The 25,515-nt window shown below is 53.9% G+C and carries 21 protein-coding genes; 10 read left to right on the top strand and 11 right to left on the bottom strand.

Annotated features, from left to right (window positions below):
• Positions 1-71: 71 nt before the first annotated feature.
• Entirely contained in the window at positions 72-1,874 is a 1,803-nt protein-coding gene (locus EJQ19_RS15265) for a M3 family oligoendopeptidase (RefSeq protein ID WP_126142170.1), read from the bottom strand.
• 152 nt (positions 1,875-2,026) lie between these two features.
• Between EJQ19_RS15265 and EJQ19_RS15270 the strand changes: the two genes are divergently transcribed.
• The 3 genes from EJQ19_RS15270 to EJQ19_RS15280 are packed head-to-tail and all read left to right on the top strand — an operon-like array spanning position 2,027 to position 3,573.
• Positions 2,027-2,188 (top strand): YycC family protein, encoded by a 162-nt coding sequence (locus tag EJQ19_RS15270; protein WP_126142095.1) that lies wholly within the window; start codon positions 2,027-2,029, stop codon positions 2,186-2,188.
• A 3-nt stretch (positions 2,189-2,191) separates the two neighbouring features.
• Complete coding sequence (locus EJQ19_RS15275; protein ID WP_126142096.1) at positions 2,192-2,431, top strand: hypothetical protein; 240 nt, start codon at positions 2,192-2,194, stop codon at positions 2,429-2,431.
• A 38-nt stretch (positions 2,432-2,469) separates the two neighbouring features.
• Entirely contained in the window at positions 2,470-3,573 is a 1,104-nt protein-coding gene (locus tag EJQ19_RS15280; protein WP_126142097.1) for a GGDEF domain-containing protein, read from the top strand.
• 63 nt (positions 3,574-3,636) lie between these two features.
• On the opposite strand, the gene EJQ19_RS15285 is transcribed toward EJQ19_RS15280, so the two are convergent.
• Positions 3,637-4,338, bottom strand: a complete 702-nt coding sequence (locus EJQ19_RS15285; RefSeq protein WP_126142098.1) for a DUF2225 domain-containing protein — start codon at positions 4,336-4,338, stop codon at positions 3,637-3,639.
• Between the two features lie 44 nt (positions 4,339-4,382).
• Complete coding sequence (locus tag EJQ19_RS15290; protein WP_126142099.1) at positions 4,383-4,775, bottom strand: globin domain-containing protein; 393 nt, start codon at positions 4,773-4,775, stop codon at positions 4,383-4,385.
• A 328-nt stretch (positions 4,776-5,103) separates the two neighbouring features.
• Between EJQ19_RS15290 and ylbJ the strand changes: the two genes are divergently transcribed.
• The 4 genes from ylbJ (at position 5,104) to EJQ19_RS15310 (ending at position 10,611) form a co-directional block, all read left to right on the top strand.
• Positions 5,104-6,342 (top strand): sporulation integral membrane protein YlbJ, encoded by a 1,239-nt coding sequence (gene ylbJ, locus EJQ19_RS15295; RefSeq protein WP_126142100.1) that lies wholly within the window; start codon positions 5,104-5,106, stop codon positions 6,340-6,342.
• Positions 6,343-6,409: 67 nt separating this feature from the next.
• Positions 6,410-8,974, top strand: a complete 2,565-nt coding sequence (gene glgP, locus EJQ19_RS15300) for an alpha-glucan family phosphorylase (RefSeq protein ID WP_126142101.1) — start codon at positions 6,410-6,412, stop codon at positions 8,972-8,974.
• A gap of 170 nt (positions 8,975-9,144) precedes the next feature.
• Positions 9,145-9,798, top strand: a complete 654-nt coding sequence (locus EJQ19_RS15305) for a PilZ domain-containing protein (protein ID WP_241242921.1) — start codon at positions 9,145-9,147, stop codon at positions 9,796-9,798.
• A complete protein-coding gene (locus EJQ19_RS15310; protein ID WP_126142103.1) occupies positions 9,799-10,611 on the top strand; it encodes an NAD kinase in 813 nt (270 codons plus the stop codon).
• A gap of 80 nt (positions 10,612-10,691) precedes the next feature.
• On the opposite strand, the gene EJQ19_RS15315 is transcribed toward EJQ19_RS15310, so the two are convergent.
• Together EJQ19_RS15315 and lipA are read right to left on the bottom strand one after the other, a co-directional pair.
• A complete protein-coding gene (locus tag EJQ19_RS15315; RefSeq protein WP_126142171.1) occupies positions 10,692-11,012 on the bottom strand; it encodes a YutD family protein in 321 nt (106 codons plus the stop codon).
• Between the two features lie 48 nt (positions 11,013-11,060).
• On the bottom strand, positions 11,061-11,936 hold the full coding sequence (gene lipA, locus EJQ19_RS15320; RefSeq protein ID WP_126142104.1) for a lipoyl synthase: 876 nt from the start codon (positions 11,934-11,936) through the stop codon (positions 11,061-11,063).
• Positions 11,937-12,137: 201 nt separating this feature from the next.
• On the opposite strand from lipA, the gene larE reads away from it, so the two are divergent.
• The 3 genes from larE to larC are packed head-to-tail and all read left to right on the top strand — an operon-like array spanning position 12,138 to position 14,809.
• Entirely contained in the window at positions 12,138-12,986 is an 849-nt protein-coding gene (larE, locus tag EJQ19_RS15325; RefSeq protein WP_126142105.1) for an ATP-dependent sacrificial sulfur transferase LarE, read from the top strand.
• Positions 12,983-13,756 carry a nickel pincer cofactor biosynthesis protein LarB gene (larB, locus tag EJQ19_RS15330; protein WP_126142106.1) on the top strand — a complete coding sequence of 258 codons (774 nt, stop codon included), beginning with the start codon at positions 12,983-12,985 and terminating at the stop codon, positions 13,754-13,756. The genes larE and larB overlap by 4 nt, the downstream gene beginning before the upstream one ends.
• 9 nt (positions 13,757-13,765) lie before the next feature.
• Positions 13,766-14,809: a nickel pincer cofactor biosynthesis protein LarC gene (gene larC, locus EJQ19_RS15335; protein WP_126142107.1), complete on the top strand. Its 1,044-nt coding sequence runs from the start codon at positions 13,766-13,768 to the stop codon at positions 14,807-14,809.
• A gap of 57 nt (positions 14,810-14,866) precedes the next feature.
• Here the strand turns inward: larC and EJQ19_RS15340 are convergent, their stop codons facing one another.
• The 6 genes from EJQ19_RS15340 to EJQ19_RS15365 all read right to left on the bottom strand — a co-directional run bounded on the left by EJQ19_RS15340 (position 14,867) and on the right by EJQ19_RS15365 (position 25,434).
• Positions 14,867-18,892 (bottom strand): OmpL47-type beta-barrel domain-containing protein, encoded by a 4,026-nt coding sequence (locus EJQ19_RS15340; protein ID WP_126142108.1) that lies wholly within the window; start codon positions 18,890-18,892, stop codon positions 14,867-14,869.
• Positions 18,893-18,933: 41 nt separating this feature from the next.
• On the bottom strand, positions 18,934-19,782 hold the full coding sequence (locus tag EJQ19_RS15345) for a carbohydrate ABC transporter permease (RefSeq protein WP_126142109.1): 849 nt from the start codon (positions 19,780-19,782) through the stop codon (positions 18,934-18,936).
• 68 nt (positions 19,783-19,850) lie between these two features.
• Positions 19,851-20,720 carry a carbohydrate ABC transporter permease gene (locus tag EJQ19_RS15350; RefSeq protein ID WP_126142172.1) on the bottom strand — a complete coding sequence of 290 codons (870 nt, stop codon included), beginning with the start codon at positions 20,718-20,720 and terminating at the stop codon, positions 19,851-19,853.
• Between the two features lie 46 nt (positions 20,721-20,766).
• Positions 20,767-22,119 (bottom strand): ABC transporter substrate-binding protein, encoded by a 1,353-nt coding sequence (locus EJQ19_RS15355; RefSeq protein WP_164716562.1) that lies wholly within the window; start codon positions 22,117-22,119, stop codon positions 20,767-20,769.
• A 104-nt stretch (positions 22,120-22,223) separates the two neighbouring features.
• Positions 22,224-23,666, bottom strand: a complete 1,443-nt coding sequence (locus EJQ19_RS15360; protein ID WP_164716563.1) for a helix-turn-helix domain-containing protein — start codon at positions 23,664-23,666, stop codon at positions 22,224-22,226.
• A complete protein-coding gene (locus EJQ19_RS15365) occupies positions 23,638-25,434 on the bottom strand; it encodes a cache domain-containing sensor histidine kinase (protein ID WP_164716564.1) in 1,797 nt (598 codons plus the stop codon). The genes EJQ19_RS15360 and EJQ19_RS15365 overlap by 29 nt, the downstream gene beginning before the upstream one ends.
• Positions 25,435-25,515: the final 81 nt, after the last annotated feature.

The raw sequence follows: 25,515 nt of genomic DNA on the forward strand, positions 1-25,515 counted from the left end.
TAAGAGGGCATTGATACGTCCAAAAAAGCCGTCCCAGAAGTCATCAACCCGACTCCAGGGACAGCTCTCATTTACTTCACTTTGGCTTCGGTAAGCGCCATAAACTGTTTGACATCGACGATCGCCATATCGACAGCGCTTTGCCAGAAATCCGGCTCCGTCAGGTCGACGCCGAGATGCTTCTTCGCCAGCGCTTCCACCGTCATGCTGCCGGTATCGCGCAGCAGCGCAACGTATTTGTCCTCGAACGCGGCGCCTTCCTGCAGCGCACGCGCGTAGATGCCCGCACTGAACATGTACCCGAACGTGTACGGGAAATTGTAGAACGGCACGTCCGTCGCGTAGAAGTGAAGCTTTGCCGCCCAGAAATGCGGGTGATACGAGCTCAGCGCATCCTTGTACGCCAGCTTCTGCGCCTCAACCATCAGCTCGCTCAACCGCTCGCTGCTGACCAGCCCTTGACGACGCTCCGCATAGAAGTTCGTCTCAAAAATAAACCGCGCATGAATGTTCATGAAGAAGGCGATCGCCCGCTGGATTTTATCCTCCAGCAATACAATCCGCTCGTCGTCCGTGGACGCCTGCTTCACAACGGCATCCGCGACGATCATCTCCGCGAACGTGGACGCCGTCTCCGCAACGTTCATCGCGTACTCCTGGGCCAGCTGCGGCATATCCGTCATCACATGACTGTGATAAGCGTGGCCGAGCTCATGCGCAAGCGTAGAGACGTTGTTCAGCGTGCCGCCATACGTCATGAAAATGCGAGACTCGCCCTTGATCGGGAACGAGGTGCAGAAGCCCCCTGGACGCTTGCCAGGGCGGTCCTCCGCCTCGATCCAGCGGTGCTCGAACGCCTGCTCAGAGAACGCCGCCAGCTTCGGGCTGAACGGCTTGAACTGATCGACGATCAGGGCAGCGCCTTCATCGTACGAGATTTTTTTGGACGAGTCGCCCAGCGGCGCATCCACGTCCACCCAAGCAAGCTTGTCGACGCCAATCAGCTTCGCCTTGCGATTCAAATAATTAACGAAAATGTCCTTGTTGCGGTCAATGACGTCCCACATGACCTTCAGCGTCTTCTCTTCCATCCGGTTGATGGCAAGCGGTTCCTTATGTACGCTGTCCCAGCCGCGGTATTTATACACCTGCAGCCGGAAGCCCGCCAAGTGATTCAACGCCTCTGCGCAGTACTCGGCCTTGTCCGCCCAAGCGCTCTCCCACTTCTCAAAAAGCGCCAGCCGCTCCTCGCGGTTCTCGGTATGCAGCTTATTGAAAGCCTGCCCCGCCGACAGGGTGACGGACTTTCCGTCTTCTTCGATCGTCATGCCGAATTGACCTACGGTCGAATTATACAAGTCGCCCCACCCATGATAGCCGTCTACGGCCAAATCATTGATTAAAGCTTCCATCTCAGGCGCCAGCTTTTCCTTCGCCAGTGCGCGGCGCTCCTCCAAAGCAAAAGCCACTCCGGCGAATGGTTCCTTGTGCAGAATCGCGGACCAAACGTCATCCGGAATGCCCGTCAGCACTTGATCAAAATGCGTCAAGGACGACAAATGCTCCGCGGACAAGCTCTTGACCTGACCGTTCAGGGCAGGCGCTTTCTTATCTTTTTGATTATCGGCTAGCAAACACCCTACGAATGAATCCGCTTCAATGATGTGCTTCAAATTGTGCTGGTAACGCTCCACCAGGCTCGCCAAAGCGGCTGTGTCATCTGCGTTCTGAGGCGGGGCCGTCGTGCGAACCTCCTCTTGAAACGCTGCGATCGAGGCTTGCAGCACCTTCAAATGCTCCGCAAATGCCGCAGACCCGCTTCCACCCGGGAAAAAAGCGTCAAGATCCCATGTTTGATTCAGAGGCAATTTCAACATTGATCACCTGTCCTTTCCACTATTTATTAAATCATATCCGCCCGCGAGAAGAAAGCGCCTCATCTTCCTCATTGCTTATAGGTCAAAAGTATGATTCAATGAGAAAGAGTTCCGCTGAAAAATCTGGAACAGGATAGGTGACTAACACAATGAAACCCTTACAAATTTCCCCCGAGACTGCCGTCAAACTTGCCGAGCAGTTAAACGTGCCTTTAGAACATCTCATGCATATGCCACAACATATTTTATTGCAAAAAATCGCCGAACTTGCCAAAAACGCCTCTCCAGGCGACGGAACGGAATCCAAGTAAGCTGTGATACCTTTTATCAATACGTGGCCGTATGAGATCATCATGAAAGACATTTACGTGGCGGAGTGCCCGTTCTGCCAAAGCGCGAACGTGCTCCTGCCGCTCAAAATTCACGAGCTGACCTCGATTCATGAAGGCAAAAAAAAGCTACTCGTCTTCCCATGCTGCCATAATAAACTGACGATTGTCGATACGGATCGCGACTATTTATTAGCAGACACGCCGGTGCGGAGCCGGTCCTAAGACGCAGCTTTCTCATGTGAGGAGAAGAGTTCCCCCCAATGAATACGTACCTTGTTCCTTTGACAAGTGCATGTACCTTGATCACTCTGAACTACGTGGCAATCAAAATCCGCAGCAAAATGCTCATCGACTCCCATGAGCAGGCACTGGCGCCGCTGCTTACTGGGCTGGCCAGCATCGTCATGATGCTGGTCCCTTTTCCGGCGTCGCTCGGCTTCATCGATCTGCGCTCCCTGCCGATCTTTATGGCGGGCATCCGCTATGGATTTGCAAGCGCGCTGCTCTCGACCCTGCTCCCTGCCATCGCGACGCTGCTGTTCACGGACGGCAATCCGTGGCTGCTGATCGGCCAAGAGCTCCTGATTCCCGCCGTGCTGGCCGCCTTCTTCCATAACCAGGAATATCGCAGCGGCTTTATGGATATTCCGATCAAGCATGCATTTCAATTATCCATCAGCGGGCTTGTGTTGCGCTGTGTCAGCCAACTGGCGCTCGGCAGCGCGCTCACTTTGCCGCTTTTGGTGGATCAACTGCTCATCACCGGCATCATCTTCGCGACATTCGCCATCATTCTCATTATGATCAACGATGAGAACCGCAGCTGGCGCTTGCAGCGGGAACTGGAGCTGCAGGCCAATCAAGACGGCCTTACCAAGCTGCCGAACCTGCGCAGCTTCCTGCCGATTGCAGCGAATTTGCTGCGCAAGCGCAATATCTCAATTCTCATGATCGACCTGGACAATTTCAAACAGTACAACGACTTCTACGGCCATTTGGCTGGCGACCAACTGCTGAGGGAGATCTCCTCCTTGCTGCGGCACCACATTGACGAGCAGGATTACTTGGCCCGCTACGGCGGCGAGGAATTCATTCTGCTCAGTACAGAGACAAATCCGGCACGACTCACCGCCTACGCCAAATCCCTTTGCGATAAAGTAGCGGAGACGTTCGCACAGAACGACCAGCCAAGAGCCATTCCCATTACGATCTCAATCGGCATGGCGATTTCGCCGAACACATCGGTCGAGCTTAAGAAAGTCATCTCCGAAGCGGATCAAGCGCTTTACGCTTCCAAGCACGGCGGCAAAAACAGAGCAACTCTCTTCACGATTCGCCCGCACCAACAAAAAATGAACGCGTAGCCCCTCCGGTCACTCCCGGTCCAGGGCATTCGCGTTCATTTACGTTTAAGCAGCTACCTTCTTTTATTTGGCCTGCTTCATTTCCTCCGGCAAGTCCAGCCGCATCGCCAGCATGTCCTCCCTCGTTGTCACCCATTGCTCACGGCTCGCCCGGATCATCCCGGCGTCCATAATTTTGCGATCGTTGATGATGCGCGAGAACCATCGTACCGCTTCATTAAATCGTTTCAGCCGCCGGTTCAGCTCGCCCATCAAATACATCAACCGCGCATTGTTGAGATCCATGCCTTCCGTTTCAAAAACGCTGACATACGCCTCGAGCGCAAATGCCAGAAACCGCTCTTCCTGTGACGTATCGCCATGGATGCGGTACAGCCACGCCAGGTGGTGCAGGAGTCCTGCCACGACCCGTGGCTTCTCGTTCTTAATCTGCGCACAGAGCAGCGCCAGCTTGTAGCTTTGAAGCGCTTCTTCCCATGTACGTTCGCCGGAATAATCACGGACCGTCCAGATTTTAGCCACCCGTTCATAGAATGCCTCGCGCTGCGCCTGCGTCCAGCGATCCGAGAAATTCTCAGAGTGCGCGAAACCGCAATACGGACAAATGCGAACAACATAGTAATCCGGATTCGTGTCTTTATAATGAACGCAGAAATCTGTATCAGTTTTGACCGCCTTTTTAAAGCTCGGCCGAACCTTCTTTGTCGTGAAACCATTGCTGCAGAAGGTGCAAGTAACGGAAATGTCGTAGAGAGGATCTACCATCCAAATCTCTCCCTTTCCCCGAAGTAGTAATGTTGCCCAAGATATTAGTCCTCGTCCGGCGTGTTGATGAAATGGTACGCAGGACCCTGCAAGCGTTCGAGCAGGAACCGTTTCAAATCATCCGGCATTCCGATCTCGCCCATCGCTTCCGACATACAGCCGAGCCAAGCATCGGCCCGCTCTCTCGTAATTAGAAACGGCATATGTCTGGCGCGCATCATCGGATGTCCATATTGATCGGAGTACAGCTGCGGTCCGCCAAAAAACTGCGTTAGAAACAAATATTGTTTATCCATAACAGGATGAATATCTTCGGGAAAAAGCGGCCCAAGCAGCGGATGCGCCTGCACCTTCGGATAGAAAGCTTCGACCAACCTGCGAATCGTCGGCGCCCCTCCCATCAGATCGTACACCGTATTGCCGTTCGTTTCAGACATGGGAAACCCCTCACAGTTGGAATCAGTAATAATGGTCTATATCCTCATCGGCCGTCCGCATCAGCGTTTCTCGAATGACAAACACGAATACACAGACAACAATACCGGCAATGACACTTGTCATTTCAATCACTCCCGTTCGCATAGGATTATTCGACCATTACTTTAGGCTTCCCGAGCGCTAAATGTAGCTCTACAACAAGCCCCTATTAGTACTATATTACCATAAAAACTGACAAGATACATTACAAAAGTAGGGCAAAAAACGGGACGGCATGTCTGTCCACCTCATCTCATAAGCTTAGAAGAGAGGGGGGATCGACCGGATATGCACAAACGGGAATTCACAGCCGCAATGCTTATATCTTTTGTGATTGTCGGCATTATTGTATGCTTGCTTCTGTTTCCGCATGACGGGTTTCAAGCGGCCGTGCGCGGCGTTGCCATTTGGTGGGACGTGCTCTTCCCGGCCTTGTTTCCGTTCTTCGTCATTTCCGAAATTATGCTCGGCTTCGGCATCGTGCATTTTTTCGGAACGCTGCTCGATCCGATGATGCGGCCCGTGTTCCGCATTCCCGGCATCGGCGGCTTCGTCATGGCGATGGGGTTCGCGTCCGGGTACCCGGTCGCTGCCAAGCTGACTTCCCAGCTGTGGGATCAAAAGCTGGTGAACCGCGAGGAAGGCGAACGGCTCGTCGCCTTCGTGACCAGCTCCGATCCGATTTTTCTGATCGGGGCTGTGTCCATCGGCTTTTTCCATGACGCGTCACTCGCCGGCATTCTGGCGGTCGCGCACTACGGCGGCTCGCTGCTGATCGGCCTCGGGATGCGGTTCCACGGCCGCAAATGCCCGGCAACGCCGCAGCCGCCTAGAGCCGGCGGCGGCATCGTAAGGCGCGCCTTTGCCGTGATGCATGCCGCCCGGCTCCAAGACAATCGGCCGATCGGCACGCTGCTCAGCGACGCGATTCTCCAATCGCTGCGGCTTATGTTTGTCGTCGGCGGGCTCGTCGTCTTTTTCTCCGTTGTCTTGACGATTCTGACGTCTGCGCAGGTCATGCACCTGTTTTACGTAGGGATCGCCGCCGCTCTGTCGTTCACGGGTCTCCCCAGCGAACTCTCGCAGGCGGTCATGAACGGGCTGTTCGAAGTGACATTGGGCGCGAAAGCCGCGGGTACAGCCCCCATGGATTTGGCGCTGTCCAGCAAAGTGGCGATCGGGGCGTTCATTTTATCCTGGGGCGGGCTTTCCGTCCATGCGCAAATCGTCAGCCTGCTCAGCCATACGAACATGCGCTATATCCCTTTTCTGACCGCCCGTTTCGCCCATGCGCTGGCTTCCTCTGCTATTGTTCTCCTCATTTGGGAGCCTATGCAGCGGTTCAGAGAACCACAGGCTGTTTTTATGCCGGCTTACGACCCAGGAGCCCCCGTGCTAAGCACGCTCAAGCTGATCGCCCCCGTCAGCGCTGCCGTCGCTGCCGTCGTTCTCGGAGTCATCATCGTTCTGTTCCTTGCATATTCCTTAGGGATGTTGGTGTATGAAAAGGTTGGAAAAACAAGATAATAGGGGTAATTCAAAAAGATGGGTTACATCGTGATCAAAAGACGACTAGATGGGAGAGACAATAACTATGGCAGCAGCCTTCCCTCAAGGGGCGAACGACATGCCCACAGCAATATCCCGCTTGCGCGAGCTTGCGTACAATGTTTGGTGGAGCTGGAACGACGATGCGCTGCAACTATTCGAACATATCGATCCAAAACGCTTTGCCGCGTCCGGCTACAATCCGGTGCGCCTTCTGAACGAGTTTGAGCCGGGTCAACTGGCATCTCTCAGCGAGAACGCTTCCTTCCTGGAGAGCTATCGGAAGGTCATGGCCCGATTCGACGACTACCTGCAGGGCGCATCGTGGTACAGCACCAACTATGAAAGCTCCAGCAACGCCCGCATCGCCTACTTCTCCGCCGAATTCGGTTTTCATGAATCCCTGCCGATCTACTCCGGCGGTCTCGGCATTCTAGCCGGCGATCATATCAAATCGGCGAGCGATCTCGGCATCCCGTTAATCGGGATCGGCCTCTTGTACAAGAAAGGCTATTTTACGCAAAAAATAGACGCACTCGGCAATCAGCAAAGCGAGATGGCGGCCTACGATTTTACGCAACTGCCGCTGCAGCCGGTGCTGCTGGACGATCGCCAACTTACGGTGTCGATACAGCTGCCGTTCCGCAGCATCACCCTGCTCGTGTGGTCGGTGCAGGTCGGGCGTACCCGGGTCTGCCTGCTCGACAGCGACCACGAGGCAAACGCGCCGGAGGACCGGGCCATTACGGCCCAGCTGTACGGCGGCGACCAGGATATGCGCATCGTGCAGGAGATCGCCCTCGGCATCGGGGGGATCAAAGCGCTGCGTGCGCTGGGGGTTTTCCCGAACGTGTACCATATCAACGAGGGCCACGCGGCTTTTCTCACACTGGAACGACTCAAAGAGCTGATCCAGCTCGGGCTGCCGTTCCATGTAGCCGTTGAAACCGTGCGCTCGGCGACGGTGTTTACGACGCATACCCCGGTGCCGGCGGGGCATGACGCTTTTAACATCGGGATGGTGGAACATTATCTCGGTCCCTATTTCAGCGAAGTAGCTGCGCACAAGCAAGCGATTATCGCGCTCGGTCAGGATCAGAAGACCGGCCTGTTCAATATGACCCACCTGGCGATGAATACCGCTGGGCTCCGCAACGGTGTCAGCAAGCTGCACGGCCAGGTGTCGCGCGAAATGTTCAAAGAATTCCACGGTCACACGGATGCGAATGAAGTCCCGATCGGTTCGATCACCAACGGCGTGCACCTTGACTCCTGGACCGCACCGGCATGGAAAGAGCTTTTTGATCGTTTTCTCCCGGGAACGTGGCGCGAGGAGCAGGCGAACACCCATCAATGGGCACAGGTCGAGGTCATTCCGGACGAATCGATCTGGAAGGTGCATATGCAGTTAAAAGAGCGGTTGATTACCTACGCGCGCAAAAACCTCGCTGCACAGCGAGCCCGCAACGGCGAGTCGCAGGAGCGGATTGACGAAGTGCGAGGCTACCTCAATCCAAGAGCGCTGACCATCGGGTTTGCTCGGCGTTTTGCGACCTACAAGCGGGCGAACATGATTTTCAACGATCTACATCGGCTAAAAAAATTGGTGAATGACCCGGATCGCCCGATCCAGCTCATTTTCGCGGGCAAGGCGCACCCCGCCGATTACCCGGGGCAGGATTTGATTCGCGACATTTACCGCATTTCGCAGATGAAGGAGTTTCTCGGGAAAATCGTCATCCTCGAAAACTACGATATTCATATGGCCCGCTATCTCGTGCAAGGCGTCGATGTGTGGCTCAATAATCCGCGCAGACCGCTGGAGGCGAGCGGAACCAGCGGCCAGAAGGCGGCGATGAACGGCGTCCTCAATTTCAGTGTGCTCGACGGCTGGTGGGAGGAAGGCTACAACGGCACGAACGGCTGGGCGATCGGATCGACCGGGCAGGCGGACTGGGCCCAACAGGAAAGGGAAAACACCCGATCCCTCTACCATTTGCTCGAAAATGAAATCATTCCCCTCTACTACAACCAGGGGGCGCTGCCGCATCAATGGATCAGCCGGATGAAGCGTTCCATCCAGTCGCTAGCTCCGGTGTACAACACCCATCGGATGGTGCAGGATTACACCGTTCAGTCGTATTTGCCGACCGCTGAGCGCGCGACGCTGTTCGTTGCAAACCAGTACGATGTGGCGACCAAAGTCGCCGACTACAAGCAGTTCATTCGCAACAATTGGCATCAAGTCCGAATTTTGGCGATTGAGGACAAATTGCCGCCATCCTCCGAGGCGGAGATCAGCCCTTATGATGCCGCCCCTTCGACCAAGAAGGTCCGGGCGCACATCCATTTCGGCCCGATCTGGCCGCAGGATACGGCTGTTGAGATTATTTATTACGAGGAAATTGACGAATCCTGGCACCAAAAAACGGTGCACATGGAACCCGTCGGCGAACTGATCGGGCAGGCGCAGTACTTCGAAGCTTCCATTCCCGGACATCTGTACCACGGTCCGCACTTCTCCATTCGTGTGCGGCCGATCTCGGCCAATTTTGCCCACTCGTTCGAGCTATCCTTAGTAACCAGCACGCTGGCCTGGCAGGAGGGCTAATCTCACAATTTGAAAAAAAAGCAGATAAGCCAAGCCAAAAGCCCCGTTTGGGGCTTTTCTTATTAGCATGAATCCCTTATGATGAATAGAGAATTTAGGTATTTTCATCATGAGTGTGCATGCAAATCTAACGACTTGGTGATGCTATGGATTGGAAGAAGGCACAAGAATTGGCAGAATTTAAGCCGAACTCCGAGTGTCACTTGATCATTGTCGGTGAATCGAAAGACGGTCAGCCTTTCTGCTTCGAGGACAATTTTCTTATCGACAATATTTGCGATCATTCGATTTCCGTTTGTTTGGAGCCGTTCATTTTGCTGCCTTTCGACAAACTGGAACATGTTTCCTTCGTTGAAATTTCGGTTAAGCATCGCGCCGTGCTATACTATGCGTATGTCGACCTGCTGCAGCTCGAGCTTCGAAAGACCGTCTGCACACTCACCCTCTCCATTCCGGAAGAAGTGTATATGCACCAGAACCGCGAGCATCCGCGTGCCAAACTGTCCGTTCGCACGCCGATTACGCTGCGAGTCGCCGGCATTCGCGGCTTGTCCGCGCAGAAAGGCGTCGCTTTTACAGGCCAACTGCTCGACATCAGCGCCGGAGGGCTTTCTTTTGTGACCACCAACCGGGTGTTTCCTCCGCTCTATCTCGAATGCAGCTTTATGCTGCCGACGCTTACTCTGCCCATCACGGCATACAGCGAAGTCGTCAGGGTGACGAACTTTAGTAGCGATTCTTACCGTGTGGCCGCGGCTTTTCGACTCACACCGGAATCCATTCTTCAAGAAATCGATACGTACTGCACTTTAGGAGGAACCTAGTTGAAATATAACGTCATTGAACGAGGCGACGATATTTCCAAGGAGCTGACCGAACGGTTTAAAGCTCTCGCCGCTGCGCACGGAGTTATCCAGGACGAGCAGTCTCCGGACATTGTCCTGTCCATCGGCGGGGACGGCACGATGCTGCAAGCTTTTCATCAATATGCGAGCCAGTTGGATCATATCGCATTCGTCGGTATTCATACCGGACATCTCGGTTTTTTTGCCGATTGGAAGCCTGCGGAGCTCGATCATCTCGCTTCCCTGATGTTCAGCGTCACCACACCGGAGGATTTGCCGATCGTCCAGTATCCCGTTGTGGAAATTGAAATTACGACCGAAACCGGTGTCGAAACCCACCTGGCTCTGAACGAGTTCACGCTCCGCGGCATCGAGGTTTCGCTTGTCGCTCAGCTGCATATTAATGACGAATTGTTCGAAATGTTCCGCGGCGACGGCATCTGCATTTCTTCGCCGGCCGGCAGCACCGCTTATAACAAAAGCTTGGGCGGCGCCATGGTCCACCCTTCGCTCGAGGCCATCCAGATTGCCGAGATTGCTTCCATCAACAATCGGGTGTTCCGCACGCTCGGCTCCCCGATGATTTTGCCGAAGCATCACCATTGCGACATTTATCCGAAAGCGCATCAGAATATGCTGCTTTCCCTTGATCACAAATATATGCAGCGCAGCGACGTCGTCTCCATCCGCTGCCGGGTTGCCGGCAACGTGAAGGTCAAATTCGCCCGCTTCCGGCCGTTCCCGTTCTGGCTGCGAGTGCGCGAAGCGTTCGTCGGGCAGGCCAGCCAATAACCGTGCGGAGCAAACAAAAACACCCCACGCGACCTGAATCATCAGGCGTGCATGAGGTGTTTTTTTGCTGAATCGGCAAGTTACACCGACGGCGAAGAAATCGCTTCAGCCGGCGTTTGCTGCTTGGGATTCGGTACGCGTTCGATAATAAAATACGCGCAGCCGAAATTGCAATATTCGTTCAGGTAATCCTGCAACGCGGCAATGGAGGACTCCTTGGTCGCTTTCGGATGAGCTTCTTTGAAGAAGCCTCTCAGTCTCAACTGGTTATAGCCCCAGTCGCCCACGATATAATCGTAACGCTCCAGCACTTCGCTGTAGCGGTCTTTGAATACTTCGTAGTTCCAGCCGTTTTTATGATCGGTTACGAGCTCATAGGTTCGATTGGCAATATGAATCATCGTCGTCAAAAGCGCTCCTTTCCAAGAGGCATCCCATAGGCAGGATGCTTATACCGTTGATGCGGCTTTCACTTGTTCATGCGCATGGTAAGAGCTGCGAACCAGCGGACCGGACTCCACATGCTTGAATCCGCGCTTCATGCCCTCTTCCTTCAGTTCAGCGAACTGTTCGGGCGTGTAGTATTTCGTTACCGCAAGATGCGTCGTGGATGGCTGCAAATACTGGCCGATCGTCATAATGTCGCAATCGACGGCACGAAGATCATCCATCGTCTGGAGCAATTCGTTCCATTCTTCACCGACGCCGATCATGATGCTGGACTTCGTCGGGATGCTCGGCGCAATGCGCTTGGAGCGCTGCAGCAGCTCGAGCGAGCGGCGGTATTTCGCTTTGGACCGGACGCGGTCGGACATCCGTTCAACCGTTTCCATGTTGTGGTTCAAAATATCCGGCTTCGCTTCCAAAACAGTCGCGAGCGACTCCTCCCGGCCCAGAAAGTCCGGAATCAGCACTTCCACCGAGCACAGCGGCAGCTTGCGGCGGATCGCTTTAATCGTCTCGGCGAAAATCATCGCCCCGCCGTCCGCCAGATCATCACGGGCAACGGAAGTGACGACGCAGTGGCGCAGCCCCATTTGCAGAGCGGCCTCCGCTACGCGTTCAGGCTCCTGCAGATCGAGCTCGGTCGGCAGCCCCGTTTTCACGGCACAGAAACGACAGGCGCGCGTACAAATATCGCCGAGAATCATGAACGTCGCCGTGCGGTTCGCCCAGCACTCATGGATATTCGGGCATTTGGCTTCCTCGCACACCGTATGCAGCGTTTTGGAACGCATCATGGATTTGATTTCTTTAAAATTCTCATCGGTTCTGAGATTGATTTTCAACCAGTCTGGTTTTCTCTCTATCGGCTTGGTAGGCACGTTAAATCCCCGCCTTTATATATGGGTTTCTCAATAGAGCTATTATAACATGAATGAATGACAAAACAATCCACTTTGCCCGGCAGTTATGATACACTTACTAATAGCGCTTTTCGAAAGTTCCTCTAGTTTCGGAAAGTCGCCTAGATGGACCAGAAACAGCTCAACTTAGAGGATACGGCTGTATGGGAGGATAGAAACATGAGCATACAAGAAGCAACACGCGAGAAAGACCGCAAGCTTGGCGAAATACTTAGAGGCATGGGCCGCGTCCTGGTCGCTTTTTCCGGGGGCGTGGACAGTACATTCGTGCTTAAGCGCGCGCAGCAGGAGCTGGGAGACCAGGTGCTGGCTGTGACAGCCGCTTCCGAAACATTTCCCTCGAGGGAGTTTGATGCGGCCGTACAATTGGCGGAGCAATTCGGCGTCCGTTTGCATAGAACCGAAGTCAAGGAATTGGAGAACGCCAATTTCGTTGCCAACAACCCTGACCGCTGCTACCACTGCAAGACAGGGCTTTATTCCCATTTGCAACATATTGCGAAAGAACTGGGCTATCCTTATATTCTGGACGGCTCCAACGTGGATGACCTAGGCGACTATCGACCGGGCCTCCAAGCCAAGAATGAACAAGGCGTCCGCAGCACGCTGCAGGAAGCCGGCCTGACAAAGGACGAAATCCGCGCGCTTTCCAAAGAGCTCGGCCTCAGCACGTGGAACAAGCCGTCTTTTGCCTGCCTGTCTTCACGGATTCCTTACGGAACCATCATTGAAAAATGGAAAATCGACCAGCTGGACGAAGGCGAGTTTTTCTTGGCGCAGCTTGGTTTGTACCAGGTCCGTGTGCGTCACCACGATAAAATCGCCCGCATCGAAGTCATGCCGGATGAGATTATGAAAGTCGTTGAGCACCGCGAAGCCATTTATGACAAATTTACCAAACTCGGCTTTACTTATGTCACGCTCGACCTGCAAGGCTACCGCACCGGCAGCTTGAATGAAGTGCTCTCCAAAGAAACCAAAGATAAGGTGAAAGAAGCTTCCCTATGATGGATTTAGACAAAATACTTAAGCTCGTTCAAACGGGCGATCTGGATGTTGAAGAAGCCAAAAAGCAACTTATCAAGGATGGCAGTTCAGGTCCTGCCAACCTTGACCTCGGCTTCGCGCAGCTCGACGTCGAGCGCGAGAAGCGGACAGGCTTCCCCGAAGTCATCTTCGGGGAAGGCAAGACCGCCGAGCAGATCGAGACGATCTTCCGGCGGCTGATGGAACATACCGACCGCGTGCTCGCTACGCGGGTCGATAGCGAGAAAGCCGCTCATGTTGTCGCGAACGTGGCAGGGGTTACCTACCACGAAACGGCGCGGGCGCTCACCTGGTTCAAGCGCCCGCTGCTCAAAGTGCACGACGGCTACATCGCCGTCGTCTGCGCAGGCACCTCCGACCTCCCCGTGGCGGAGGAGGCTGCCTTGACCGCGGAATGCCTGGGCAGCCACGTCGAACGTATCTTCGACGTAGGCGTAGCCGGCATTCACCGGCTGTTCCGCCGGCTGGAACTCATTCGCGGTGCGAACGCGATTGTCGTCGTAGCCGGCATGGAAGGCGCGCTCGCCTCCGTCGTCGGCGGGCTGGTCGCGAAGCCGATCGTCGCGGTGCCGACGAGCATCGGCTACGGCGCCCACCTCGGCGGCGTCGCTCCGCTGCTGTCCATGCTGAACAGCTGCTCGCCGGGCATCTCCGTCGTCAACATCGACAACGGCTTTGGCGCAGGCTACTACGCAGGACTCATCAACAAAAATATGTCGAAACGAGCGTGATCAACCACCATGCGTATTCTATACTTGGACTGCTTCTCGGGTATCAGCGGCGATATGACGCTTGGCGCCTTAGTCGATGCGGGAGCAGACCGCGCTTATATTGAGGATGAGTTGTCCAAAATCAAACTCGAGCCCTACTCGCTGGACTGGAAGCGCGTGATCAAACGCGGCATCTCCGCGACGAAGCTCGATGTCGTGCTCGATCCGGAGCATCCGCCGAAGCATCACCGTCACTATTCCGAAATCGTGAAAGTCATTCGCGAAGCGAAATTCTCGGATCGCGCCACCGCGCTGAGCCTGGCGATTTTTGAAAAAATCGCGATCGCGGAAGCCAAAATTCACGGCACCTCCATAGAGAAGGTGCACTTTCACGAAGTCGGCGCCATCGATTCCATCGTCGATATTGTCGGCGTAGCGCTGGCGATCGATTCCTTGCACATTGAGCGCATCTACGCTTCGCCGGTGCCGCTCGGTTCCGGAACGATCCATATCGACCATGGCATTTACCCGGTGCCCGCGCCGGCAACGCTCGAAATGATGGTTGGCGTGCCGATTGCTTCGACGCCATACACTATGGAGATGACAACGCCGACAGGCGCCGGCATTATCGCAGGCATTGTCGATGAGTTTTCCAAGAGCTTCCCGCCGATGGTCGTCGACAGTATCGGGTACGGCGCAGGTACACGCGACCTGCCGAAGCAGCCGAACGTGCTGCGCGTCGTCGTCGGTCAGATGGACCCTTATATCGGCAAGTGGCAGCTTACACACGAGCATCTGGCCCATGATCACAGCCATGAGCATGCACACGAGAATCATCATCACCATCACAGTCATGATCACCATGATCACCACCATCATCACGAGCATGCGCATGGCGATCATAAACATGATCATCACCATCATGATCATCACCATCACGATCACGATCACGATCATGATCATGATCATGACCATGACCATGACCATACACACCACCATGATCATGATCACGACCATCATGATCACAAACATGAGCACGTTCACACGCACCATCATCATGATCATAGTCACTAGCATAGTTAAGAAAGGCCCATGCGCGTTTGCATGGGCCTTTCGTTGTCCTCGCAGATATCAATTAATTCGTCCAACGGCAATGACGGCTTTCGCGTCAGCGGTCAGAACAGATTTGGCTTTTACCGAAATGTGAGACTGCAAACCCTGGTTATTCATCACGTCCAAGAAATCCTGCATATGCTTGATGGCTTGAGCTGGATGATTTTTGTTCAACTGATCCAGCGCCTGGATTAGTTTATTGCTCAGTTGGGTCAGCATGGGACCTCCAAGTTCACCTTGTTCCGTAAAACGATCCATCAGCGCTTTCAGCGAATCGATGTTTGCCGACACGTTAATCTGGATCACCGTTTGAGAGGTATTGCCCGCTGTATCTTTTAACATAACCGATACTACATGTTGACCTAGGTTACCCGCCCAATCCAGCGTCGTACCCGGTGCATACGGGATTCCGTCGACCTGGATTGATTGCTCGGCCATGCCGGACAAATTATCTGCTACTTGCATAGCCAAGATGATCGATTGGTTATCCTGGAGGGCCATTCCGTCATTCAGCGGGTGGCCATTGGCCGTTAAGAGCGCTGTCGGAGCGGTTTTATCGATATGGATCGTCGTGGAGTTCACAACCTCGACGTTGCCCGCTTTATCCGTGCTGTGATATTGCACTTCATAGATGCCGTCTTGATTGAGGGTTACTGGTTCCGTATAGGGTGTCCAAGTTTCCCCATGGTCTAAGCTGAATTCCGTTTTTGCTACGCCTGATAGATCGTCCGTAGCACTGATGTCTACCGTTACATCCGACTTATACCATCCCTGACTGCCGGTCGGCACCTCCGGGCTTATCTGTGCGACGCTGGCGGGTGCGATTACGTCAGGGACAAGCAGCCTGCTCGTGAGCTGTACGGGGAAGTGGGCGTTGGTGTCCTTGGTCCTTCCGATGCCGGACGACCATTCCAGGAAACCTTTGCGACCGCTGCCATCATCGTCGTTCACCAGGAACGAGAGCGCGAACGTTCCCTCAGGTGCGGCGGTAAGCCCGAAGCTCTGCCACGGAATGACGGCGTCGTAAGTCGTTGTGGTGCCTACGCGAGTGACCGAGAGGCTATCCGTCGGGGTGCGTCCCGTCACGGCGAGCCCAGTCGCTGCGAAGGTGTAGGCGTCGGGGCCGCTCGGCGTGAGGGCAAACCCGATCTCGGTGCGCTCTTGCGAGGCGCCGGGCTGTCCCGGGGAGAACGACAACTGGATCGAGTCGCCGTTGTACATGTTACCCGCAGGGTTCGTCTGCCGGAAAACGTTATCTTGCACCTCTGCGTGGAAGTGAACCCCGTTTAAGGTCTCGGTGATCTTGACGGTTCCACTGAGATCGGACGCGCCACCCCAGTCCGCAGTGTATTTCTGCCATGCGGCATCCGTTGCGAGGTCGATCGGTGCCACAGCCGCGCTGCTGTCCGGCTCAATCGGACCTATGCCCACGGACTGGCGCAGCGTTACCGGATCCATGTTGTGGACGCCGACGCTCAGGTCAAGGTATCCCTGCTTCCACAGTTGAAGGCTCGACAAGGGGAGCGTGCGCTGTATGCTCTTGCCAGCCTGGATGGTCGAGGTTTCGTTGATCGTACCCGACTGGCTGCCAACCTTCCATGCGATGTTGTTCAAGGTGACCGGCGTGACGCGCGACTTGTTCGCAACGCTGATGACTGCTTGCTCGGCGTAATTGTCGCCATCGCGAACAAGTTGCAGGTCGACGGTCGCCGTGATGGCCTGCGTGATCGAGATGGCGGAGGTAGCTAGGCTCGCGAATTGACCGCCGTTCATGGATGCTGTGCCGGTCACCCAGCTAGAAGTCTGCAATGCGGTGGTCGGCAAGTGGAAGATAGCTTCGCCGACGGTGCATCCGTTTACCTGGACTTCCTTCTGCATACCCTCCATGTTGAAGGTGACTGTCGAAGGAATGGACTGACAGTTGGAACCGCTGCGGTCGACCACGGCCCGCACCTCGATGCTCTCCCCTTTTGCGACTGTCGAAGTGGTTTGAAGCATGACGCCGGGTGCTGTGCCAAGCGCGACGGCGGTCGGTGCACCAGTGACGTAGACCGGGTGCTCGGTCAACGCGACGTTCACCGCTCCCGCATAGGGGGTCAATGTGCTCTGCGCGCCGAACTCATCGGTGAACGTCAGCGGCTGATAGGTCGACAACGTGACCGTCTTGCCGCCGCTCGGAGCCCACATGACGCGGGTCGCATCGCTTCCCGTTCCGAAGACGTAGGAATACGTCGACTCGTCGAGGGAGTCGCGGCCGGTCAGTGTTTTGCCTGCCAGCTCCGCAGCCATGACAGCCTGTGCGACCGCGGAGACCTTAGGTTCGGCTGCGTTCACCGAGGCAGCACGGCGCACTTCGAACAAGCCGAAATTATGTTCCTGATTGTTCGGATCAGTTCCATCGTCCCGAGCGTCGTACCAATACAACCTCGCAACGCCGCCAGCCAGCGAAAGCACGCTCGAGCGGACAAGATAATCCGCCTGCATGACGTCAGTAATGCCGTTGACTGGGGTGTTTGTCGGCCAGCCAAATTCGGTCAGCCACAGCGGGATATCCTTGCCGGCAGTATCCTTAATGGCTTTCACCATCGAGGCCATCTGCTTCTCCATGCCTTCGGGCGCCTGCGGGTGCCTGTAAGGGTGGATCGAAACGGCGCTCAGGATGTTGGAGCCGCCGCCCTGGAGCACCTGCTTGACGAAGTCCTCCGACGCGCCGGAAATCGCCGGCCCGACAAGCTGGCCATTGAGGTTCTTCGCCTTCACTGCTGCCCCGGCTGCATTCAACAACTGCGCGTAGCAGGCCGGCGTGCGACCGCACTTGCCGTCATTGAAGTTGATGTTGAACTCGTTGTAAACCTCCGTCGCCTGCGTGTAATTCTTGAACTGGTCGTTGAGTGCAGCGGTGTAATTGCCGTAGGCGGCCAACCCTTCCGGTGAACTCGGGGTCAGGTTGTTATCGTAAAGGGTATTGCGATAATCGGAAATCGGCAGCGGCTCGATCCCGGCATTGTAAAGCGCAGCAAAGCCATCGGTCAGGGTGCTCGGAAACGTGTAAACGCCTGGCGACTTTTCAACGGACGACCACGAAGCGTCGGTTCGCGCATGTTTCATGCCGATACGCGACAGACCTGCGATCACTGTGCTGTCGAAACCGTGAATGCCAACGCCGAATGGCGATCCGAAGGAATTCGCAGCTGCGGGCATGGAGGGTACGACACCAAAGGATGTCGACAGGTTCATAGGGCCATTGTCGGCGGTCGATGTCGCCTCGATGGTATAGAAGCCGTTGCTGAGGCTTGAGAGGTCTACCGCAGCCTTTCCATCGGTGTAGGCCGCCGTTCCGTTCTTGACCGGCAAGCCGCGGACATCACGGACCGTCCAACTCGCCGAGGTGGGATTGGGCGCGTCAGTGATGAAGTTGATCGCCGCCGTGCCCGGATCGAACAGCAGTGTACTGTTCGAGACGCCGAAATAGTAAGAGTGCTCTTCAAAACCACCATTGCTCAGCAAGTTCTGAGTTGTACCGTTCTCGACCATCGTCATGTCGTCGATACGCACCACGGGGGTAACGTCCTGCGTGAGGAGTCGAAGCGTCATGCTCGTCTGGCTTGATGTTGTCGTGTAAGTCCAGGTCACCTGCCGCCACGCGTAAGTTCCACTGGGGAAGCTGTATCGTATCCCCCAGTCGTCGCTGAGGATGGCCTGCAGCGCGCCACTGGAGGGCAAGCCGTCCGAAGCAACCCACGCACTGAAGCGGTAGAGCGTAGATGGCTTCACTGTGACCGTTTGATAGATCTGGGCGAAGGTGTTTGAGGTCTTGGGCGTCTGATTAACGATGCTGAGCGCAGCCCCTGTGTGACCATTCAGGGTCGCTGTAAACGCAGCGTCGATCGATCCGCTGCGACCGACAGTCCAGTTTGCGAACGTGCTCGAGTAGGGCAATGGGGCGGTTGCGGATGCATGGACGACACTAGAATTCAACAAGGTAAATGGGACGGATGATAGCACGATTACGGCAGAGAAAAACCAGATCAACCATTTTTTCATCACAATTTATACCTCCTGTTATGGCTCGCCGCAGCTTCCCCCTAGCCTTTCACGGCAGAGCTTGAAAAGCCTTGAATAATATACTTTTGACCCAAGAAGAATACGATGAGCAGGGGCACAACACTTGCCGTAGCAGCCGCCATCATGAGGTTATAGTCCACACCCGCCTCCAGCATGAAATTTTGCATCCCGAGCGGCACCGTGTACAGTCTCTTGTCCAACAGGAAAATCAATGCGTTCTCATAATCGTTCCAGGTCCATGTAAAATCAATGATGGCGAACGTCGCCAAAACCGGCTTGGAAAGCGACAGGAACAGTTGAAAGAAAATCCGGATATGCCCCGCCCCGTCAATGAAGGCCGCTTCGGATATTTCGTTGGGAATACTAATGAAAAATTGCCGAATCATAAATACCCCAAATACCGTAAACAACCCCGGCAGAATGAGCGCCCAATGGGTATTGTAAATATGCATCCACTCGAACATGATGAATTTGGGAACAAACAGCACCTGCTGCGGGATCATCATTAAACACATATATAAGAGAAAAATGGCGTTTCTTCCCTTGAAATCAATTCGGCTGAATCCATATGCGGCCAATGCGGCCAACAACGGTGCGCCAATCATGAGAAACACGGAAATCTTCAAGGAATTGAAATAATAGAGCGCAAATCCGTCTCCGGCCGTCCAGACCTTGATGTGATTGGTTAGCACCGGGCCAAGCGGAATCCACTGGACCGGGTAGGTAAAGACGTCCTTGGGTTGTTTAAACGAGGTGCTGATCATCCAGATCATGGGCAACAACAGCAGGAGGCTTAGCAAGGCCATGATGATCGTATTCAAGCTTTTGCCCAACTGCTCTTTGATGATTCTTGCGCTTCTTGCAGGCATGTCGCGTCTTTCCCCCTTCCTTTGAGACTGCGTCGAAATCAACTACCGCTATTTTCCTCGCAGCTCCTTTAGTAATGGACCCACTTTTTCTGACCCGCCCATTGAATGAGCGTAATGCCTAGGATAAGCAGGAACATGGTCCATGAAACGGCGGACGCATATCCCATTTCATAGAAGTTGAAAGCTTTTTTATAGGCGAAAATGGAGAATACCGTCGTACTGTTGGCCGGTCCCCCCTGGGTAATGGCATAGATCATGCCAAAACCCTTGATCGAACCGATAAACCCGGTAATCATCAGAAAGAATGTCGTTGGACTTACTAAAGGTAAAATAATAAGCCGCAGCAGTTGCCCAAACGTCGCGCCATCCATCTTGGCGGCTTCCATTTGCTCCGAGGATATTTCCTGCAGGGCAGCCAAATAAATAATCATGTTATACCCGATGCCGCCTGCAATCATCATGATAATCACCGCATACATGGCCGTATCGGGGGAAGCAAACCATTTCGGCGGATCCTCGATCCCGACGGATTGCAGGAAGGCATTGATCGGTCCCTTGGCCGGTTGGAACAGCACCATCCAGACGAAGGCAATGGCGATTCCGCTGGTAAAATGCGGGGCGAAGAAGAAAGCCCGCAGCGTCTTCTTGAAATAAACGCGATTGTTCAGCATGACCGCGATCAGAAAACCAAGAATAATCGCAATCGGCACCGGGATTAATACCAACAGCGTGTTTTTGACGGATACAGCAAACAGGTCATCTCTCACCATCATTTTGAAGTTATCCAATCCGATAAAATGGGGTGGTTCCCCGCTGGCGAATACCCAATCCGTAAACATCAAATAAAAGGAGAACAGAGCTGGAATCAGCATGAAAATCGACATCCCAATCAGATTGGGAGCGATGAAAGCATAACCAAGCAGCCGCTGCCGTTTCATCCAGTTCACGATCGGTCACCACCTTTCTCTATATAATAGGGGAGCCCTATTTTTTAGCAGCTTGCAAGTTCGCGTTATGGACCTTCGCCAGCTCTTTGGCACCTTCCTCAGGCGTCAGCTTCTGCGAGAACACCTTGTCGTAGATGACTTGCTGCTCGGTTCCCGTTTTCTTGTCCAGGCGACTTAACCCAAGCGGAAGGCTGCCGAACATGACCCGCTTAACGGAAGCAATGTCATAGGTGTTCTCAACGCCCTTGAACATAAGAGCGACAGCCTCGTCAACAGGGAAGTCCTTGGATGACGGCACTCTTCCGCCTGCGGCCATCGGCAGCATCCCTTTATCTGCATACCACTTGATAAATTTCCAGGCCGCTTCCGGATTCTTCGTGCGCGGGTTAATGGAAAGTACGTCACCCAGGCCACCGGCGTTGATGTAATCGGTCTGATCCTTATTTACCTTGGGAGCCGGCGCTGCCGCCACCTTGAAGGTGCGAGGATAATCCTTCACATTGTTGGTGGTCCGGAAAATCTGGTTGGTAGAGAAAAGCATCGCCGTTTCGCCCTTCACAAACATCTGGTCCAGGGCCGGCTTCGAGGTAATCTGCTCCGTATGGGGCATCATGCTCTTGTCCTTGAACATCATGTCCGAATACACTTGCAGCGCCTTCACCGTCAGCGGATTATCAAATGCCGAAGTGCCATCCGGTTTCGAAAATGTCAAACTTTGCTTCAGCATCGAGCCGTTGATGGGCACATTGAAGTAATAATCGCTTTGCGCCGCTCCCCACACCTTGTCTCCCTTGAGCTTGTTGGCATAATCCCTGAATTCGTCCAGCCCCCAGTCCGTGGGAACCGGAAGCCCCTTGGCATCCAGCATGTCCTTGTTCAGCCAGACGAAGGACATGCCCTTCTGGGTCGGGACACCGTAATACTTGTTGTCCACCTTCCATAAGGAGGCGCCTGTACCCATTTTGTCGTCCACATTGTAGTCGGTAAATTTGCTTAGATCCAGCGCGTTGCCCGCTTTAATCCGCTTCTCGTAGAGGCTGTAGTCATAGCTCATGTACATGTCAACGGGCTGACTGGAGATGAGGGCCGTATCCAGCTTCAGATTGCCTGCATCGTCATTGACAAATCGCACATATTCGACCTGGATATCCGGATTTTCCTTATTCCAGTTGTCTACAACAGCTTGCGGACCGCTCTCGGGCGGCACGCCTCCCCACATGGTCAGTTTGACCGGCTCCTTATTCGCCGCGGCGCTAGGCGCTGCGCTTACCGCAGGTGAAGCTGTCCCCTGCGCCGGATTGTTGTCTCCCTTCGTACTGCAGCCGGCAAGGGCCAACGGCACTGCCACAAGCCCAGCCAGCCCCAAGCTCATCCATTTTCTGTTTCTCATCTTACCTGTAACCTCCCTGTAATCGGATATTTGAGTCATTCCAACTATACCAAGCGACGTCCACGCTTCTAAGGGATGAAACTTGCAAGTTGATAGGATAAAACTTAGATATTCGTCTCCCTCCTGAACGAGCTGGGCGTTAATCCGGCCATGCGCTTGAATACCTTGATGAAATACGCCCCATCGGTAAAGCCTGTTTGAAAAGCGATCTCTTCCACACTGAGCTTGGTATGCAGCAGTAAGCGTTTCGCCTGCTCGATCCGAATATTTTGTAAAAAGGCGATAGGCGTCAGCCCGGTTTTTTTGCCGAATACAGTGCTTAAATAGTCCACATTGATGGCTACCAGCTTGGCTAGATCCGCAACCTTGATATTTTCCTTATAGTGTTCCAGCATATATTGAATCACTCGGTTCACCTCGGGATGGTCCGTAAAATTGACTTGCTCCTCTTTCAGATAGCGGATATGGTCGCGTATGGTTTGCAGCACATGGGCGAGCAGCGATTCATGGCTTATGGCCGAGTGAATGCGGCTCCCCTCGCTATCCTCCGATCTCCGTCCTGCGAGCATCGCCAAGATCTGCAGGAGATGGCCCGCCAACATTTTCACTTCCATATGGGAGAACGACGAGGCCTCCATGCCTTCCCACAACTGAGCTGCCACTTCTTCACATTTGCGTTGATTGCGTTCTTCAAAGCAGCGAATCAGCTCAGCTTCCAGCTCCGCAATGGACGGCAGCTTATGGTCCTCCGTCATCGGGCATGCTTCACGGCCGTACCAAAAGCAGTTCAACTGATTCAGTGCCCGCCGCCAATCCTGAGCTAGCCGATCCATGCAACTGCCGACTACCAGTCCAACGGGACGGTTCGGCTTGTTCCAATGGGCATGCTCATCCTCGCTATGACATTTCCAACAAAAAAAAGTGGTCTGCCCCTCTTCATAAAAAGATTGGACGACCAAGTACGCATCCGGTCGGATTCCTGCCTGATCCGCAGAAGATGAGCCAGTTCCGCTCAGCACTGCTATGATATCCAGTTTCAAGCTGCCGAACTTCTCCGCTGCCGCAACCGGGATGGCCTGATCCTCAGGAGCAAGTAGACTTGTCCCCCGAATGCCCGACCAAATACGATGATAATGGGGATACAGCGCCTCTCCCGCGACTCGCAGTTCTTCAAGCAATTCTCCCTTGATCCGCGCCAGATTGTCGAGCAACACCTCGTCATCTAAAGACAGCTTGAGCAGATAATTAAAGGCGCCATATTGGAGGGCGTCCCGGGCATAGTCAAAGTGGCTCATCGCTGTCAGCATAATAAACCGGCTGCGGATTCCCGCCTTTCGCGCTTCCTTCAACAGTTCAATCCCGTCCATGCCCGGCATAACAATATCCGCAATGACAACATCGGGCTTAAGCGCCAGAATTGCCGACAGCGCCTCCCTTCCGTCTCCAGCTTCACCTGCAACGCAAAAACCGTGCCCTTCCCAGTCCACGGTTTCCCGGATGGCTTCCCGGACAAAACCTTCATCTTCCACCAGCAAAACCGTCCACATGCCCATCATCTCCTTCCTGTGAATAGGGCGTTGCAATCAACAAAGGCAACTTGACCTTGACCAAAGTCCCTTCTCCGCTAGTTACAAATGCCACGGAACCTTCCTGTTTAAAAAGCAGCTGCAGCCTTTCTTTCAAGTTGCTTAGTCCGATCCCGTGCCCGCTTCGCCTGACTGGTCTCTTAGCCGCCGCTTCCATGCCGATACCGTTATCTTCCACTTCTAAGACAAGTTCGCTTCCCTCCACCTTGGCCCTGACCTTGATGGTGCAGCAGCCTTTCGCCGCGTCAAAGCCGTGGACGATCGCATTCTCCACCAGCGGCTGCAAGCTAAACTTGGGAACTAGCGCGTATTGAACCGATTCATCCATGTCATAGTGGATAGCAAATTGATCGCGAAAGCGAAACGCCTGAATGGAGCCATAAGAGCGCAATAGTTGTATTTCTTCTTTAAGAGGAAGCAGTTCAATGTCCGAGCCCAAGCTTGCCTCCAGCATGCGCCCCAAAGAGGTACAGATGCTTACAATCGCTTCCTGCTTCTCTTTTCTGGCCATCCATTTCACCGTGTTCAACGTATTCAACAGAAAATGCGGATTCATTTGGGAGAGCAGCATTTGGAAGCGAACCGCCTGCTTTTGCCGTTCCTCCAGCTTAAGCTTGTTAATGAGTGCGACGACGTCATCAATCATCCTATTAAAACTTTCGCCAAGGGATCGCACTTCGTTCGTCGCCCCTTTACCGATCGTTAGTTTGACATTCAGTTTCTTGTCCGACGCTTCCTCCATGCTCCGCCCCAGGGCATACAACGGCTCCGTCATGCGGGCCGATAAGAAGATGGTCACCAGCACAAAGGCGATAATCAGAATGGTCAAGAAGAGGAAAGCCATAGACCTTAATCGTTGTATCTCCTGCTGCAGCTCGTTGAGCGGCATTTGACTGACCACATACCAATCGAGATCCTCCAGATAGCTGTAATTGACAAGAGACAAGGCGCTTTCGTCCTTGAAATGTCCTTCTTTCGCAGGCGCGGACACGATTCTTTGCCTCATATCGTTACTAAAAGCCGTTTCCTTGCTTTGCAGAACAATCTCTCCCTGACCGGTCAAGATGACCAGGTCCTTGGTTGCCGGGCTATCTTTTAACGTACCGCGGAACCATTCTTGAATGTTGATGCTGATGCGAGCCAATCCGTAATTTCCCCGCAGTTGATCATCCAAAATAGTGTAAAAGCTTAGGAGCTTGCTCCCTTGGCTCCCATTCACATCATTCCAATCGTCGGCCATCCAGCGATAGGGATGAGCACCGCCTTGCAGCTTGTGCTGCCAATCTTGCAATTCATTCAACTGGTTCGTCAGCTGACCGTTAGGCGAATAAGACGTGTACACATTGCCCTTGCGATCGATAAATCGAAAATACAGCTCTGTCTGATGGAAGAAAAAGCTGTTATTGATGCCAAACATTTTGCTTTCGATCACTTTCTTTCGCTCAAGGGGATCATACTTGTCCGGATCATCCATAATCTGGATCAGGCTCTCGTCCTGGCTCAGCATCGTGTTAGCCTTATAAGCGAACGCCATCATATCTGTCAAGGACACATGGACCTGCTGCATACGCTCGGACATGCGGTCCATCATATCTTTCTGGCGAATAGACTCAAAATGCTGGAATAAATAAAAAATTGCAACGCACAAAGGAATCATCAGGAGAGTGATGTAGGCCATGAAAAGCCTGTATTTTAACGTGTTCGGCAGTAAATGTCGCCAGATTGGCATCGTGTAGGATTCACTCCTCATTGAATACAGGCAAAAACGCCTCTGCCTAAGAGCAAGAGGCGCTTCACCTTGAATCGTAAC

The sequence above is a fragment of the Paenibacillus whitsoniae genome (genome assembly GCF_003955665.1).
Taxonomy (GTDB): domain Bacteria; phylum Bacillota; class Bacilli; order Paenibacillales; family NBRC-103111; genus Paenibacillus_E; species Paenibacillus_E whitsoniae.

Bases quoted from the DNA above. Each gene is read 5' to 3' on its own strand.
- larE (WP_126142105.1), top strand. From the start codon at position 12,138: ATGAGCATACAAGAAGCAACACGCGAGAAAGACCGCAAGCTTGGCGAA.
- EJQ19_RS15355 (WP_164716562.1), bottom strand. From the start codon at position 22,119: ATGAGAAACAGAAAATGGATGAGCTTGGGGCTGGCTGGGCTTGTGGCA.
- EJQ19_RS15280 (WP_126142097.1), top strand. From the start codon at position 2,470: ATGAATACGTACCTTGTTCCTTTGACAAGTGCATGTACCTTGATCACT.
- larC (WP_126142107.1), top strand. From the start codon at position 13,766: ATGCGTATTCTATACTTGGACTGCTTCTCGGGTATCAGCGGCGATATG.
- EJQ19_RS15340 (WP_126142108.1), bottom strand. From the start codon at position 18,892: ATGAAAAAATGGTTGATCTGGTTTTTCTCTGCCGTAATCGTGCTATCA.
- ylbJ (WP_126142100.1), top strand. From the start codon at position 5,104: ATGCACAAACGGGAATTCACAGCCGCAATGCTTATATCTTTTGTGATT.
- EJQ19_RS15365 (WP_164716564.1), bottom strand. From the start codon at position 25,434: ATGCCAATCTGGCGACATTTACTGCCGAACACGTTAAAATACAGGCTT.
- EJQ19_RS15350 (WP_126142172.1), bottom strand. From the start codon at position 20,720: ATGAAACGGCAGCGGCTGCTTGGTTATGCTTTCATCGCTCCCAATCTG.
- EJQ19_RS15270 (WP_126142095.1), top strand. From the start codon at position 2,027: ATGAAACCCTTACAAATTTCCCCCGAGACTGCCGTCAAACTTGCCGAG.
- EJQ19_RS15360 (WP_164716563.1), bottom strand. From the start codon at position 23,666: ATGTGGACGGTTTTGCTGGTGGAAGATGAAGGTTTTGTCCGGGAAGCC.
- larB (WP_126142106.1), top strand. From the start codon at position 12,983: ATGATGGATTTAGACAAAATACTTAAGCTCGTTCAAACGGGCGATCTG.
- EJQ19_RS15315 (WP_126142171.1), bottom strand. From the start codon at position 11,012: ATGATTCATATTGCCAATCGAACCTATGAGCTCGTAACCGATCATAAA.
- EJQ19_RS15285 (WP_126142098.1), bottom strand. From the start codon at position 4,338: ATGGTAGATCCTCTCTACGACATTTCCGTTACTTGCACCTTCTGCAGC.
- glgP (WP_126142101.1), top strand. From the start codon at position 6,410: ATGGCAGCAGCCTTCCCTCAAGGGGCGAACGACATGCCCACAGCAATA.
- EJQ19_RS15290 (WP_126142099.1), bottom strand. From the start codon at position 4,775: ATGTCTGAAACGAACGGCAATACGGTGTACGATCTGATGGGAGGGGCG.
- EJQ19_RS15345 (WP_126142109.1), bottom strand. From the start codon at position 19,782: ATGCCTGCAAGAAGCGCAAGAATCATCAAAGAGCAGTTGGGCAAAAGC.